Raw genomic sequence first — 13,481 nt, forward strand, 5'->3', positions numbered from 1 at the left:
CTAGCACACAACTGAAGCCAGCTTGCAATATGACGTCACTCGACCAGCCTAATTCGTCAGACTTTCCAGGGACCCGCCGAACGCGCTGGTCTCGACCGACCGTCACCGAGCCTCCACCCGGTAACTGATCGACAGGTGGCCGAGCACATCGCGGCCAACGCAAGCGTCCACTTCGTACACCTCCCGCAGACGCTCCCCCGTCAGAACCTCCTCCGGTGTCCCATCCGCCACGACCGCGCCATCGGAAAGGAGGACAAGTCGATCGCAATACCGCGCGGCCAACGCAAGATCATGCAGGGCGACCAACACCGTCTGGTCGGACGACGCCAGCAGCTCCATCAAGTCGAGCTGGTGCCGGATGTCGAGATGGTTGGTCGGCTCATCCAACAGGATCGCCCACGGCCGCTGAGCGAGCGCCCGGCCGATGTGCGCCCGCTGCCGCTCGCCCCCCGACAACGTGTTCCAATGGCGGTCCCGCAACCCCGTGAGGTCGACGTGCTCGAGAGCGGCGTCGACGATCGCGTGGTCCGCGGCGGACAAGCCGCGCCAGCGGTCGCGGAACGGTGTCCGGCCCAGGGAGACGACGTCACCGACCCGCAGATCGCTGTCGCTCTCGGCGGCCTGCTCGACGAAGGCCAGACGCTGGGCGACGCGTCGGGCGTCCCATCCCGAGATGTCCTCGCCGTCGTGCCGGACCACCCCGGACGACGGCGCCCGCAGCCCCGCGATGCAGCGCAGCAGCGACGACTTCCCACACCCGTTGGGACCGATCAGCCCGACGGTCTCCCCCGCGCCGATCTCCACGGTGACGTCACGGACGATGGCCCGCCCGTCCACCCCCCAGGTCAGGTTCTCGGTCGCGAGCCTCACAGCTCACCCCGCCTGCGCAGCACCAGCAGGAAGATCGGCACCCCGACCAGCGCGGTGAAGACCCCCACCGGCACCTCCCTCGGCGCGAACGCCACCCGAGCCAACGCGTCCACCCACACCAGGAACACCGCGCCCGCCAGCGCGCTCGCGGGCAGCAGGACCCGGTGCAACGGCCCGAGCAGGAACCGGACCGTATGGGGCACGATCAGCCCCACGAAGGCGATCGCCCCGACCGAGGCCACCACGACCGACACCAGCAACGCGGTCGTGACCAGCAGCAAAGCCCTGGTCCGCCGCACGTCAATCCCCAGCGAGGCGGCGGTGTCGGCGCCGAAGGCGAACCCGTCCAAGGCCGTCGAGTGCAGCCACAGCACCACCAGGCCCACCCCGCAGACGATCGCCGTCACGGCCACCGAGTCCCACCGCGCGGACGCCATCGACCCGAGCAGCCACGACAGGACCGCCCGGGTCGTGTCGGCGTCACTGGAGGCCATCAGGATCAGGTACGTCACCGCCTCGAACAGCAGCCCGATGACGATCCCGGTCAGCACCACCCGCACCGAGCCCAGCCCGCGTTTGCCCAACAGCGCCAACAGCAACGCGAACGACCCGAGCGCCCCGACCAGCGCGCCCCCGGACACGCTGAGCGCCCCGCCGCCCACCCCGAGCACCACGACCAGCACCGCGCCGGTCGACGCCCCGTGCGCGACGCCGAGCAGATAGGGATCGGCCAGCGCATTGCGGGTCACCGCCTGCAATACGGCGCCGCAGACCCCGAGCGCGGCGCCCACCACGGCGGCCATCAGCACCCGCGGCACGCGCAGGTCCCACACCAGCGAGTCGAGCAACCGGGGCAGCGGTTCGACGTCGAGACCGAGGTGACCGCCCCACACCCGCCCCAACTCGGCGAATCCGATGTCCCCGCTGCCGATCACCATCGCCACCGCAAGCGAGACCGGCAGCACCACCGCGCCCAGCGCGAACCACCCGCCGCCTGCGCGCCGCGCGGAACCCGAGGGCGCTGTCCGGGGCTGGGCCACGGCGGCGGCGGGGTGCAGCACCGGCGGCAGCCCGCCCGTCCGCGACGCGCTACCGGGCATAGCCGAGGTCCCGCATGCCCTTCGCCACCAGGCCGAGGGTGTTGACCGACCGCACCGACGGGTCCATCTCGATGCCCGGGACCCGGATGATCCGGTTCTCCCGCACCGCCGTCAGCTGCGACATCGCCGGGTGCGCGCGCATCATCGCGATCTTCTCGTCGGCGCTGTCCCCGGGCGCGCCGCGCTCGGAGAGGTCCCCGACGACGATCACGTCCGGGTCCCGCTCGGCGATCCGCTCCCACGACACCTCCGGCCAGGACTCGGCCACGTCGTCGAAGGCGTTCTCCGCCCCGACCAGCCCGCTCATCTCGCTGGGCACGCCGATCCCGCCCGCCACGTACGGCGTGCCGTTGAACGTCGAGTACAGCCACAGGATCGTCGGTTTCCCCGACACCGCCGCCCCGGTCTCGGCCGCCGCGGTGACGACCGCCCGCTGCTCCGCGATGAGTGCCGCGGCGCGCTCCTCGATCCCGAAGATCCGGCCCAGCGCCTCGTAGTCGGAGAACAGCAGGTCGAACGGCGTCATGTCGGCCGGGTTCTGCTCGGGGCAGTCCGTCGCGCTCACCAGCGACGGCAGGCCCAGTTCGGCCAGTTCCCCGCGGGTGCCGGAGCGGTCGGCGGTGTACTGCGCCTTGAAGGAGGCGACGACGAAGTCCGGGGTCGCGGCGAGGACCTGCTCGCTGGTGGCGTTCTTGGGCGCCAACACCGGCACCTTGGCGTAGTCCTCGGCGTACTCGGGCGCCACCTTGGTCTTCACGTTCGCCGTGCCCACCATGCGGTCGACCAGGCCCAGTTCCAGGAGCGTCTCGGTGGAGGACTGGTCGAGGGCCACGACCCGCTCGGGCGGCGCGGCGAACCGCAGCTCCTGGCCGCAGCTGACGACGGTGACCGCGTCGCCGCCGGGCCCCGGCGCGGAGGCGGCGGGATCGGCGCACCCGGTGAGGCCCAGCACCAGGGCGGCTGTGAGACCTGGCAGGACGCGTCGTGTCATCGGTGTCTCCACTCGGGCTGCTGGGCGGGGTCGCGGTGTGGTTGTCGGGCGGGGCCGTGCGCCGGTTCCCGCGGGATCAGCGGGCGTCATCGGTGCGCAGGGTCAGGATGCGGACCGCGCGGTGGCCGGTGTGCGGGTCGCGGCCGTGCCAGCAGCGGTAGTTGTCGATGGCGAGGATGTCGCCCTCGGCGAGGTCGATGCGGGGCAGCTCGGGCTCGATCGCGCGGACGCTGTCCCGGAAGCGGTCCAGCATCGCGGTGATGTGCCCGGCATCGCGGTCGCGGTGCAGGGGCACGGCGCCGTCGGTGCGGCGGGCGATGCGGCGTCCGGTGCGGGTGTACTCGACGTGGCGGGCCACCCGGGGTGTCGCGGGCAGCCCGCGCAGTCCGGCCCACGCCCCGTAGAGGTCCACGTCCTTGCCGGTGAGGAAGTCGAGGAGCTCGGGGTCGGCGTGTGTGTCGAGGTAGCGGTACGCGTCGAGCACGAACGACCGGCCGCCGTCGGGTGCGGGGCGCACGCACTGCACGAGCACCGCGTCCTCGTCGGGATCGCGCCTGCGCGTGGGGACGCCGCCGATGTCGACGACCTGGTCGAAACTGTCGGCGTGCAGGTGGACCGCTCCGCCGTCCTCGGACGCGCGTTCCCGTATGGGGAACAGCCGCCGCAGGCGTTCCCCGTACAGGTGCGCCGCGGCCACCGCGAGCGCGTCGGCGGTGGCGGGCAGCCCGGTCAGGACGACCGCGCCCCTCTCGGCGAGCCGCCGCCTGGCCTCATCGACGTCCCGCGCGTCGACCCGGGGCGCGTCGACACCCAACTGCGCTGTGCTCACCGGCTCTCTCCCGTGCTCCGTGCGAAGTGGCGGGTGGTGGGGACCAGCGCGGCCGCCGCGGGGGCGAGGAAGCAGACGGCGGCACACGTGCCGAGCACGGCCGTGACCCCGAACAGGTCGATCGCGGGCGCGATGAGCACCAGCCCGACCGGCGCGAGCCCGTAGGACATGAGGAAATCCAAAGAGGACACCCGGGCCAGCTTGTCCGGCGCGGCCTCCCGCTGCGTCGCGGTGAACCACGGCACGTTGAACAGCTCGATCCCCAGGCCCGCGACGACATAGGCGGCGACGATCACCACCCAGGGCACCGGCAGCAGCAACGCCAGCGGCGCGAACCCGTAGCAGGCCAGCGCGGCGAGCGCCGCCCACCCCTGGGAACGGGGTCGCCACCGCGCGACCACCAGCGCGCCGATCAGCCCGCCCACGGTGTAGGCGGTCAGCGCGGCGGCGAGCACGACCTCGGTGTCGTAGCGGTCCCGGCTGATCAGCGGCAGGGCGACGCTCGTGGCCGAGTAACCGGTAGCGATCACGGCGGTCAGCGCGCCCAGTCCGGCCAGGAACCACGGATGCCGCCGCGCCTCATGGACCCCGTCGACGAACTCCCGCCAGAACGGCACCCGCGGGCCGTCCGCCCTCCGCGCGGGCGCACCGCGCGGAGGGACCAACGCGGCGCACAACCACAGGAGACCGATCCCCACCAACAACGCCGTCGTGTCGAGCACGGTGGCGAGCAGGGCGGTGACGCCGGGCGCGGCCAGCGTGGTCGTGCGCGTGGCCAACGCCATCGCCGCGTTGGCCGTCTGCCGCCGCTCGACGTCGACGACCTCGGTGACCAGCGCCTGGAACGCGGGCCTGCACGCGCCCTGCCCCGCCCCCATCACCGCGGCCGCCACCGCCATCACCGCCAGCGACCAGCCGAGCCCCCACGCGATCACCGGCGCGGCCCCCGCCGCCGCCAGCCCGGCCCCCAGCACTACCCCCCGCCGCGAGTGCCGATCGGCCACCACCCCCGCCACCGGCACAGCCCCCAGGAACCCCGCCGTGCGCGCGGCCAGCACGACCCCGAGCCCCGCCGCGCTCAACTCCCGCTCCAACACCGCCAACCCGAGCACGAACGGCAACGCCCACGTCGCCAGCCCCGACGCCGTCGTCCCCACCCACAACCGGACGAACCCCGCCTCCCGGAGAACGGACCGAGCCTTCCCCCCACTCGACGTCCCCACGGCCACCGCAACCCCCACCCCAGCTATCGCCACAATCTGGCAAAAGCAATATTGCTGCGCAAAGGCCGTCTCACGTGCTGTTTGTGCCCGGAGTCACAGCCGCTGACACCGACTCCGGTGACCCGCCCGAGCGGCTGGCGGCACCGAGTGCCTGCCCGGCACCTTCACCGCGAACCCCGGGTTCGCACTGCTCCCCCAAATCGCGTCACCCGAGGTCACACCCACTCAATGAGGAATGGTTAACAATTCCCAGTTTATCGTCCTGGCCTGCACAGACCAGCGGACAGAGCCGGTTGGCCTATTCGGCGGAATGACTCTGTGTCGACGATCGAGGGACTATCGACCTTCCCCCTGCAACCCAGCCGAACCGAGGAGCGCGATGCGAAACCTGGGCACAACCCTGATCGCTGCGACCCTGGCGACCCTCGTCGCCCCGGCACTTCCCGCGGCCGCCACCACCTCCGCCGCCGGCTACATCGTCATGCTGTCCGACGATGCAGCAGTGTCCACAGTGGTAGACGACCACGCGCGTCGCCACGGGGTGGAGGTGACCCACCGCTACCAGCACGCCCTCAACGGGTACGCCGCGCGCATGAGCGCGACGGCCGCGGCACGGCTCGCGGCCGATCCGCGCGTCCTCCTCGTCCAGCGCGACGGCATCGCCACCACCACAGCGCAGACGATGCCGACCGGCGTCGACCGCGTCGACGCCGAGCTGAGCGCCACGGCGAAGATCAACGGCGCGGACGAGCGGGTGGACGTCGACGTCGCCGTGATCGACACCGGGGTCGACCTCGACCACCCCGACCTCAACGTCCACGCCGCGGGCGCGAAGAACTGCTCGACCGGGCGCAGCGCCGACGACGGCAACGGCCACGGCACGCACGTGGCGGGCACGATCGGCGCTCTCGACAACGCCACCGGCGTGGTCGGGGTCGCGCCCGGCGCGCGGATCTGGCCGGTGCGGGTGCTCAACAACAACGGCAGCGGGAGCTGGTCGGACATCATCTGCGGGGTCGACTTCGTCACCGCGAACGCCGACCGGATCGAGGTCGCCAACATGAGCCTCGGCGGATCGGGCGCCGACAGCACGTGCGGCACGAACCGGGACGCCCTGCACGAGGCGATCTGCCGCTCGGTGAACGCGGGCGTCACCTACGTCGTGGCCGCGGGCAACAGCGCCTCCGACGCGGAGTCCTTCGTGCCCGCCACCTACGCCGAGGTCATCACCGTCAGCGCGCTGGCCGACTTCGACGGCAGGCCGGGCGCTCTCGGCTCGGCGACCTGCCGCGACGACGTCGACGACACCTTCGCCGACTTCTCCAACCACGGCGCCGACGTCGACCTGATCGCGCCCGGCGTCTGCATCAACTCCACCTGGAAGGGCGGCGGCTACAACACCATCTCCGGCACGTCGATGGCCAGCCCGCACGTCGCGGGCGGCGCCGCGCTCTACAAGGCCACCAACCCGAGCGCCACGCCCGGCACGGTCCGGTCCGCACTGCGGTCGGCAGGCACCAGCGACTGGGACACCGCCACCGACCCGGACGGCAGCGCCGAGCCGCTGCTGAATGTCGCGAAACTCTAGCCTTGCCCGGTTGATCGGGGACGCGGCCCGGTCGATCACCCGCTGGGCGATCGATCGGGCCCCGTCCCTCAGGTGCGCATCTCGCGGGTCCGCCAGAGCACCAGGATGAAGTACGGCGTGCCGATCAGGGCGATCACCAGGCCCGCGGGCACCTGGGCGGGTGCGATGACCGTCCGGCCCACCGTGTCCGCCGCGCTCACGAGGACCGCGCCGATCGCCGCCGCGGTGGGCAGGACACGACTGTGCCTGCCGCCGACCAGCGACCTCGCCAGGTGCGGTGCGACCAGGCCGACGAACGCGACCACGCCGATCGCCGACACGGCCGTGGCCGCGAGGACGCCCGCCGCGGCCAGGATCACCAGGCGGGAGCGCTCGAGCCGCATCCCGAGCACGCGGGGTGTGTCCTCGTCGAGGCTGTGCAGGTCCAGTTCCCGGTGGTACGCCCACAGGAGAGGGGTCAGCAGGACCAGTGCCAGGGCGGTCGGCACGACCTGGTCCAGCGTGCGCCCGTAGGTCGAGCCGGACAGCCAGGTCAGCGCCTTGGCCGTGTTCCACGGGTCCGATGTGACGATCAGCAGCGTGATCAGCGCCATCCCGGCCGACCACATCGCGATGCCGATGACCACCAGCCGGTCGGAGTCCAGCCCCGACCGCCACGCCAGCCCGTAGACCAGCGCGAACGCCGCCATCGCGCCCACCCCGGCCGCACCGGCGATGTGCCACGCGCCCGCCATCGGGACGGCGGTGATCAAGGCGATCGCGCCCAGGCCCGCGCCCGCCGTGATGCCGAGCAGCCCCGGCTCCGCCAACGGGTTGCGGCTCACCGACTGGATGCCGCATCCGGCCACCGCCAGCGCCGCGCCCGCCACCATCGCCGCCAGCACGCGGGGCAGGCGGTGGTCGAGGACGAACGTCAGCGCGGTGCCCGTGCGGCCCGCGAACCAGTTCGCGAGGTCACCGAGAAGCACCAGGCGGTCCCCGAGCATCAGGCCCGCGGCAGGCGCGGCGAGCAGGAGCGCGCCGAGCACGGCCGCCGTCACCACCAGCCTGCGTGACGACGTGGCGACGCCGACGCGGCCCGCAGGCGCCTGGCGCGGCGCCCCGCCGGACCGGCCGCGTCGCGCCAGCCAGATCAGCACGACCGCGCCGAGGACCGTCGTCATGACCCCGGTCGGCACCCGCACCGCGGCGGCGGAGCCCATCACCGCGCGCAGCAGCACGTCCGCCCCCAAGACGATCACGACGCCGACCAGCCCGGACACCGGCAGCAGCAGCCGGTGCGCGCCCAGCCCGGGCACGAACGGCGTGAGCAGGCGGGTGATCACCGGCGCGCTGAGCCCGACGAAGCCGATCGGGCCCGCGACCGTCACCGCCGCCGCCGTCAGGGCCACCGTCAGCAGGACCGCGCCCACGCGGGTCCGCCGCACCTTCAACCCCAGCACGGTCGCGTTGTCGTCGCCCAGGGCCAGGATGTCGAGCGAGCGCCCCATCGCGATCAACGCCACCACCGCCGCCAGCACGATCGGCGCCATCTGCGCGGTCGCGTTCAGGTCGCTCACCGTCAGCGATCCCGAGCCCCAGGCGAACAGCCCGGTGGTCTCCTGCTCGTACATCAGCAGCAGCAGGACCGTCGCCGACTGCAGCGTCAGCATGACCGCCGACCCGACCAGGACCAGCCGGGGACTGGTCGAGCCGCCGCCGGAGAGCCCCAGCACGACCACCGCCGCGGCCAGCCCGCCGACGAACGCCGCCGCGCCTGCGGGCAGGGCGGGCAGGCTCAGCCCGAACGCCGCGATCGAGACCACGGCCAGGTGCGCGCCCGCGTTCACGGCGAGCGTGTCCGGCGAGGCCAACGGGTTGCGCGCCACCGACTGCATGCCCGCGCCCGCCGCGCCGAGCGCGACCCCGAGCAGCACCGCGGCCAGCAGGCGGGGCACGCGTGACCCCTCCAGCACCGCGAGGGTCTGCGCGTCCCCGTTGCCCAGCAGGGCGTCGAGGACGTCGAGCACGCCGGTCGACGCGGTGCCCTGGGTGAGGTGGACGGCGGAGAGCACGACGATGAGCGCCACGATCCCCGCCGTCACGACGGCGGCGCGCATCAGGCGGTGGCGGCCTTCACGAACTGCTCGGTGATCGCGATAACCGACCTCGGCCCGCCGAACGTCCACGTGCCCGGCTCCAGCTTGACGACCTTCTTGTTCACCACGAACGGAAGCCGCTGCCACACCGGGTTCCCGGCGAGGCCGGTGGTGAACACGTCGTCCTCGGAGGCGCTGTAGACCAGGAACGTCTTCGGGTCGGTGAGCGCGGTCAGCCCCTCGACGTCGGTGGCGCCCAGGCCCCACTGCGGGTCGACCTCGCCGGTCCAGGCGTTCTTCAGGCCGACGGCCTCGGCGGCCTCGGAGACCAGCGAGCCCTTGCCGAACGGGCGGATGGCGACCGTGCTGCCCTCGAGCCAGCCGTCGGCCATGACGAACGGCGTGCCCGTCGCGCCCTTGGCCTCGACCGCCGCCCTGCCGTCGGCGAAAGCGGCGTCCATCTCGGACAGGAGCTGCTCGGCCTCCGCGGACCTGCCGATCGCCTTGGCGATCATCCTGGTGTCCTCGCGCAGCCGGTCGAGGTTGCCGGAGGCGTCGCTGGCCTCGGTGACGACGACGGGGACGTACTGCTCCAGCTGGCCTGCCAGCGTCTCGTCCCGCCCCTTGGGCATGATCACCAGGTCGGGGTCGAGCGCGACGATGGAGTCGACGCTGGGCTCGTTGCGCTTGCCCACGTCCTTCACGTCGTCGGCGAGCGGGCTGGCCGAGTCCCACGTCCGGTAGCCCGCGACGTCCGCGACGCCCACCGGCATGACGCCCAGCGACGCCACGGTCTCGGCCTCGGCCCACTCCAGCGCGACGACCTTCGTGGCCGGGAAGTCGAGCGTGACCGCCTTGCCGCGGGAGTCGGTCACGGTGACCGGTTCCCCGGCCGACTGGCTCGGGGCGGACGACGGCGCCTCGGTCGTGCCGCACGCCGACAGCACCACGGCGGCCGTCAGGAGGGCAGGGGCGAGCAAACGCATGGCAGATTTACCTCTCAGGGTGAAGGGGGGAGGGCTCAGACCAGCCGGGGGCTGTGCCTGCCGACAGGGCGGCAGTGGAGCGCACCGGTCACCGGGTCGTCGGCGACGTGCACGGTGACCCCGTAGGCGCGGGTCAGGTGCTCGCCGGTCAGGACTTCGCGGACCCCGCCCGCCGCCACGACCTCGCCGTCGGACAGCAGCACGACCTCGTCGGCGATCATCGCCGCGTGGTCGAGGTCGTGGAGCACGACACCGACGGCAACGTCGTGGTCGATCGCGAGATCGCGGACGATGTCGAGGACCTCGACCTGGTAGCGCAGGTCGAGGTGGTTGGTCGGCTCGTCCAGCAGCAGCACGGACGTCTCCTGCGCCAGGCACGACGCCAGCCACACGCGCTGCAACTCGCCGCCCGACAACTCGTCCACGCCCCGGTCTGCCATCGGGGTGACACCCGTCAGGTCCATGGCGCGCTGAACGGCCGCGCCGCCCTCCACGTCCACTCCGCGCCATCCCGTCCGGTAGGGATACCGTCCATAGGAGACGACATCGCGCACCGAGACACCCGACGGGGTCGGTCGATGCTGGGTCAGCAGGGTGACGTTGCGGGCGAACTCCTTGCCGGACAGCGGGGAGTGTCCCCAGACCGAGCGGCCGCCCATCCGGACCCGCCCATCCTGGGGGCGGTGCAGGCGCGCGAGAGCCCGCAGAACGGTCGACTTGCCGGAGCCGTTGGGCCCGACAAGGGCCGTGACAGTGCCCGCGCGGAGTCCGAGCGAGACACCGTGCACCACGGCGCGATCATGGTGCGCGAGCACCAGCTCCTCGCCAGCCAGCAGTACGTCTCCCGCGAACATAAGGGGAGCCTAACCTAATCCCCTTGATCACCCATATAGGCGTGACCTACTGCACTTTTTGGCCCATTTGGCGGTGCGCGACAACTCACTGTCACCGCGCCGAGACCGGGCCTGCTGGCGTCCCATCGCACCACGAACAGCCCGCCGTAGAGGCGCAGTCGCGCGGGGTGGCGAGGACGGTCGAGCCGATCGGAACGGTCAACTCGTTCCGGGAGGTCGACCTCGCCCGGTTCCACCGGCTGTCCCCACGGGTCGACCGATCGGCAGGCCCGCGACCACCCGGCCGCGGGCCGCGCCCACCACCCCCCGGCCGCCGGTCAGGACGCGGCGCGGACGCCGTCGACCGCCGAGGCCGCCGCTGGGGCGGGGGCCCTGTCCCAGTCCATGCGCGACCAGGGCGGGGCCATGTCGGCCGGGGAGGCGATCTGCCGGGGAGCCAGGTGCTCGGGGCCGGGGACCTCCCGGTGCCGGGAGTAAGCGGCCTCCACGTAGCGGTGGCCGGTGTCCGCGGCGAGGAAGACGACCTGGCGGCTCGGGTCGACCCGCCGTTCCCAGCGCGCGGCCAGGTAGGCAGCGCCCGCCGAGAGCCCGGCGAAGACGGCATGGCCGCGCAGCAGCGCGACCCCGCCCGCGAGCGCGGCGTGGAAACCGACCCAGTGCATGGTGTCGTAGAACTCGTGGACGACGTTGGCGAAGGGGATGGAGCTGCCGATCCCGGCGATGATGATGTCGGGATCGTGGACGTGCTCGCTGCCGAAGGTGACGCTGTCGAAGGGCTGCACGCCGACCAACCGGACGTCCGGATCGGATTCGCGGAGGTAGCTGGCGAGCCCTCCGGTGGACGCCCCGGTCCCCACGCCGCCCACGATCGTGAGGTCGCCGGTCCCCAGTTCGCGGTGGACGAGCTCGGCGATCGGGCGGTACCCGAGGTAGTGGATGTCGTCGTGGTACTGCCGCATCCAGTGGTGGCGCGGATTGGCGCGCAGGATCTCCTGCACCCGGGCGACGCGGCGGTTCTGGTCCAGTTTGAGGCTGGGGGTCGGGGGCATCGGCTCGACCGTGGCGCCGAGGATCTCCAGCTGCGTGCGCAAGGTCCGGTCGACGGTGGTCGACGCGACGATGTGGCACCGCAGCCCGTAGCGGTGGCAAGCGAGGGCAAGCGCGTGCGCGTAGATGCCGCTGGAGCTGTCGACGAGGGTGTCGCCGGGGGCGATCGTGCCGCGGTCCAACAGGTGGCGCACCGCGGCGAGCGCCGAGACCACCTTCATGGTCTCGAAGCGCAGGCAGGTGATTCCGTCGTCGAGGCGCAGCAGCGCGGGGCGGCTGAGCGCGTCGGCGATGTGGTCGTCCACGTCTCTCCTGTCGTCAGGGGTGGGCGCGGTAGCGGTACAGAACGGTTTCCTCGGCGCTGAACTGGGAGAACGGGAAGGGCTCCGCGGACAGCGCGGTGACGCCTGAGCCGAGGAAGGCGCGGGCGACCGCGCTTCCGGTCTGGGCGTAGACCACCAGCGGGACCGCGCGGTCGCGGCAGCGGCGCAGGATCTCGTCGAAGGTGCCGTTGCCGATGGTCATGCCGGTGGCGACGACGGCGTCGGCGACGTCGAGCACCTCGCCCATGTCGGGGGTGATCGGGTCGCCCCACTGGGTGGTGCGGAGCGTGAGGTCGCAGGGCAGGCACTCGGCCCCTCGGTCGCGGATGGCGGCGACGAGCGGGTTGACCACGCCGATCAGCGCGACCTTGGCGCCGGGCGGCAGGTCGAGCAGGCCGGCCACCGCGGCGTCGCGCGCGCGGGCGCGGGACTCGGGGGTCCCGGCGGGCAGGACCACGGGCTCGGCGCCGCGTGTCCGATGTGGACGCACGTGGCCCAGGTAGGCGTCGAGCGCGGCGACCCGGACCGCGGCGGGGGCGTCGGCGAGCAGGTCGGCGACCGGGGCGCCGGACGCCTCGGCGCACACCGCCGGGTCGATCTCCCCCTCCGCGAACGCGCACGCGCCGAACGCGGTGCCCACCCTCGCCAGGACGTACTGGTTGCGGTAGGTGGTGCCGCCTCCCGCGAGCCGGGTGCCGTGGTGGATCCAGAACACGCTGGTGGCGACCACCTCCCGGGGGTCGGGGCCGTGCCCGCCCGCCAGGACGTCCGCGACCAGGTCCTCGACGGTGTTCACGCCGCCGCCTCGGTGAAGCGGAACAGGAAGGTGATCACGCCGTCGTGCCAGTCGTGCCGCAGGGCTACCTCGGCGGCGAACCCGCGGGCGGCGGCGTGGCCGACGATCGCGGGCAGGTCGGCGGTGTTGGACACGATGACGAACACCTCGCCGCCCGGCGCGAGCAGGCCGCAGTCGGCCAGCTCGTCGAAGAAGCGGGTGACGATTCCGGCCCCCACGCAGGAGTTGCGCACGACCTCGGGGTCGTCGCTGACGACTTGGCTGACCGCAGGCGGGTTGAAGGTCACCACGTCCAGTGCCGTCCCGGCGGGCACGGCCGAGAACAGGTCGGACACCAGCGGCACGAACTCCGTTCCCGGCCGGTCACCCACGTGCTGGGCGTAGTGCCGCGCCGTGGTCTCCACGCTCGCCGGGTGCACGTCGAGCGCGAACACCGTGCGGGCGCCGCGCAGGCCCGCCGCGACGGCCTCCACACCGAGGCCGACGCCCATCGCGGCGTACACCCGGCCGCGGGTCTCGATCGCGCCGTCGAGGATCCGCTGGTGCAGCATCCGACTCGTCTCGCCGGGGAAGAAGACGCCCGGCGGCAGGGCGAACTCCATCCCGTTCCACGAGTAGTCGCGGTGGGTGTGCAGATCCCCCTTGGGCTGGTTGATGGCGATGACGTGCTCGGCGGGCAGCGGTGCGGGCAGGTCGGTCAGAACCGAGTCCACTTCGTTCCTTCCCCAGTGGTGTGGGCGTTTTCCTCGCTCGGCGCCGGGGCCGGTCTCGTCAGGCAGGCGCCCGCTCTGTACTC

General features: G+C 72.7%; 12 protein-coding genes. 1 reads left to right on the forward strand and 11 read right to left on the reverse strand.

What is annotated here, in order from left to right:
* Positions 1 to 102: 102 nt before the first annotated feature.
* From Actkin_RS21300 to Actkin_RS21320, 5 genes are all read right to left on the reverse strand, one after another.
* Positions 103 to 870, reverse strand: coding sequence for an ABC transporter ATP-binding protein (locus Actkin_RS21300; protein ID WP_258903968.1), 768 nt, complete (start codon positions 868 to 870; stop codon positions 103 to 105).
* Positions 867 to 1,970: a FecCD family ABC transporter permease gene (locus tag Actkin_RS21305; RefSeq protein ID WP_258903969.1), complete on the reverse strand. Its 1,104-nt coding sequence runs from the start codon at positions 1,968 to 1,970 to the stop codon at positions 867 to 869. Before Actkin_RS21305 ends, Actkin_RS21300 begins: the two co-directional genes overlap by 4 nt.
* On the reverse strand, positions 1,960 to 2,961 hold the full coding sequence (locus Actkin_RS21310; protein WP_258903970.1) for an ABC transporter substrate-binding protein: 1,002 nt from the start codon (positions 2,959 to 2,961) through the stop codon (positions 1,960 to 1,962). The genes Actkin_RS21305 and Actkin_RS21310 overlap by 11 nt, the downstream gene beginning before the upstream one ends.
* Positions 2,962 to 3,037: 76 nt before the next feature.
* Complete coding sequence (locus Actkin_RS21315; protein WP_258903971.1) at positions 3,038 to 3,790, reverse strand: TauD/TfdA family dioxygenase; 753 nt, start codon at positions 3,788 to 3,790, stop codon at positions 3,038 to 3,040.
* Entirely contained in the window at positions 3,787 to 4,947 is a 1,161-nt protein-coding gene (locus Actkin_RS21320) for an MFS transporter (RefSeq protein ID WP_258903972.1), read from the reverse strand. Before Actkin_RS21320 ends, Actkin_RS21315 begins: the two co-directional genes overlap by 4 nt.
* 445 nt (positions 4,948 to 5,392) lie before the next feature.
* On the opposite strand from Actkin_RS21320, the gene Actkin_RS21325 reads away from it, so the two are divergent.
* Complete coding sequence (locus Actkin_RS21325) at positions 5,393 to 6,601, forward strand: S8 family peptidase (RefSeq protein WP_258903973.1); 1,209 nt, start codon at positions 5,393 to 5,395, stop codon at positions 6,599 to 6,601.
* 68 nt (positions 6,602 to 6,669) lie between these two features.
* Here the strand turns inward: Actkin_RS21325 and Actkin_RS21330 are convergent, their stop codons facing one another.
* The 6 genes from Actkin_RS21330 to Actkin_RS21355 form a co-directional block, all read right to left on the reverse strand.
* Complete coding sequence (locus Actkin_RS21330) at positions 6,670 to 8,700, reverse strand: iron ABC transporter permease (protein ID WP_258903974.1); 2,031 nt, start codon at positions 8,698 to 8,700, stop codon at positions 6,670 to 6,672.
* On the reverse strand, positions 8,700 to 9,665 hold the full coding sequence (locus Actkin_RS21335) for an ABC transporter substrate-binding protein (RefSeq protein ID WP_258903975.1): 966 nt from the start codon (positions 9,663 to 9,665) through the stop codon (positions 8,700 to 8,702). The genes Actkin_RS21330 and Actkin_RS21335 overlap by 1 nt, the downstream gene beginning before the upstream one ends.
* A gap of 35 nt (positions 9,666 to 9,700) precedes the next feature.
* Positions 9,701 to 10,519: an ABC transporter ATP-binding protein gene (locus Actkin_RS21340; protein ID WP_258903976.1), complete on the reverse strand. Its 819-nt coding sequence runs from the start codon at positions 10,517 to 10,519 to the stop codon at positions 9,701 to 9,703.
* Positions 10,520 to 10,836: 317 nt separating this feature from the next.
* A complete protein-coding gene (locus Actkin_RS21345) occupies positions 10,837 to 11,871 on the reverse strand; it encodes a pyridoxal-phosphate dependent enzyme (protein WP_258903977.1) in 1,035 nt (344 codons plus the stop codon).
* Positions 11,872 to 11,884: 13 nt separating this feature from the next.
* Positions 11,885 to 12,685, reverse strand: a complete 801-nt coding sequence (locus Actkin_RS21350) for a Rossmann-like domain-containing protein (RefSeq protein ID WP_258903978.1) — start codon at positions 12,683 to 12,685, stop codon at positions 11,885 to 11,887.
* On the reverse strand, positions 12,682 to 13,398 hold the full coding sequence (locus Actkin_RS21355; RefSeq protein ID WP_258903979.1) for a class I SAM-dependent methyltransferase: 717 nt from the start codon (positions 13,396 to 13,398) through the stop codon (positions 12,682 to 12,684). The genes Actkin_RS21350 and Actkin_RS21355 overlap by 4 nt, the downstream gene beginning before the upstream one ends.
* Positions 13,399 to 13,481: the final 83 nt, after the last annotated feature.

This window comes from Actinokineospora sp. UTMC 2448 (genome assembly GCF_024760565.1).
GTDB classification, from domain to species: Bacteria; Actinomycetota; Actinomycetes; order Mycobacteriales; family Pseudonocardiaceae; genus Actinokineospora; species Actinokineospora fastidiosa.

Excerpts from the sequence above, each read along its gene's own strand:
- Actkin_RS21305 (WP_258903969.1), bottom strand. The coding sequence starts at position 1,970 with ATGCCCGGTAGCGCGTCGCGGACGGGCGGGCTGCCGCCGGTGCTGCAC.
- Actkin_RS21310 (WP_258903970.1), bottom strand. The coding sequence starts at position 2,961 with ATGACACGACGCGTCCTGCCAGGTCTCACAGCCGCCCTGGTGCTGGGC.
- Actkin_RS21325 (WP_258903973.1), top strand. The coding sequence starts at position 5,393 with ATGCGAAACCTGGGCACAACCCTGATCGCTGCGACCCTGGCGACCCTC.
- Actkin_RS21330 (WP_258903974.1), bottom strand. The coding sequence starts at position 8,700 with ATGCGCGCCGCCGTCGTGACGGCGGGGATCGTGGCGCTCATCGTCGTG.
- Actkin_RS21335 (WP_258903975.1), bottom strand. The coding sequence starts at position 9,665 with ATGCGTTTGCTCGCCCCTGCCCTCCTGACGGCCGCCGTGGTGCTGTCG.
- Actkin_RS21340 (WP_258903976.1), bottom strand. The coding sequence starts at position 10,519 with ATGTTCGCGGGAGACGTACTGCTGGCTGGCGAGGAGCTGGTGCTCGCG.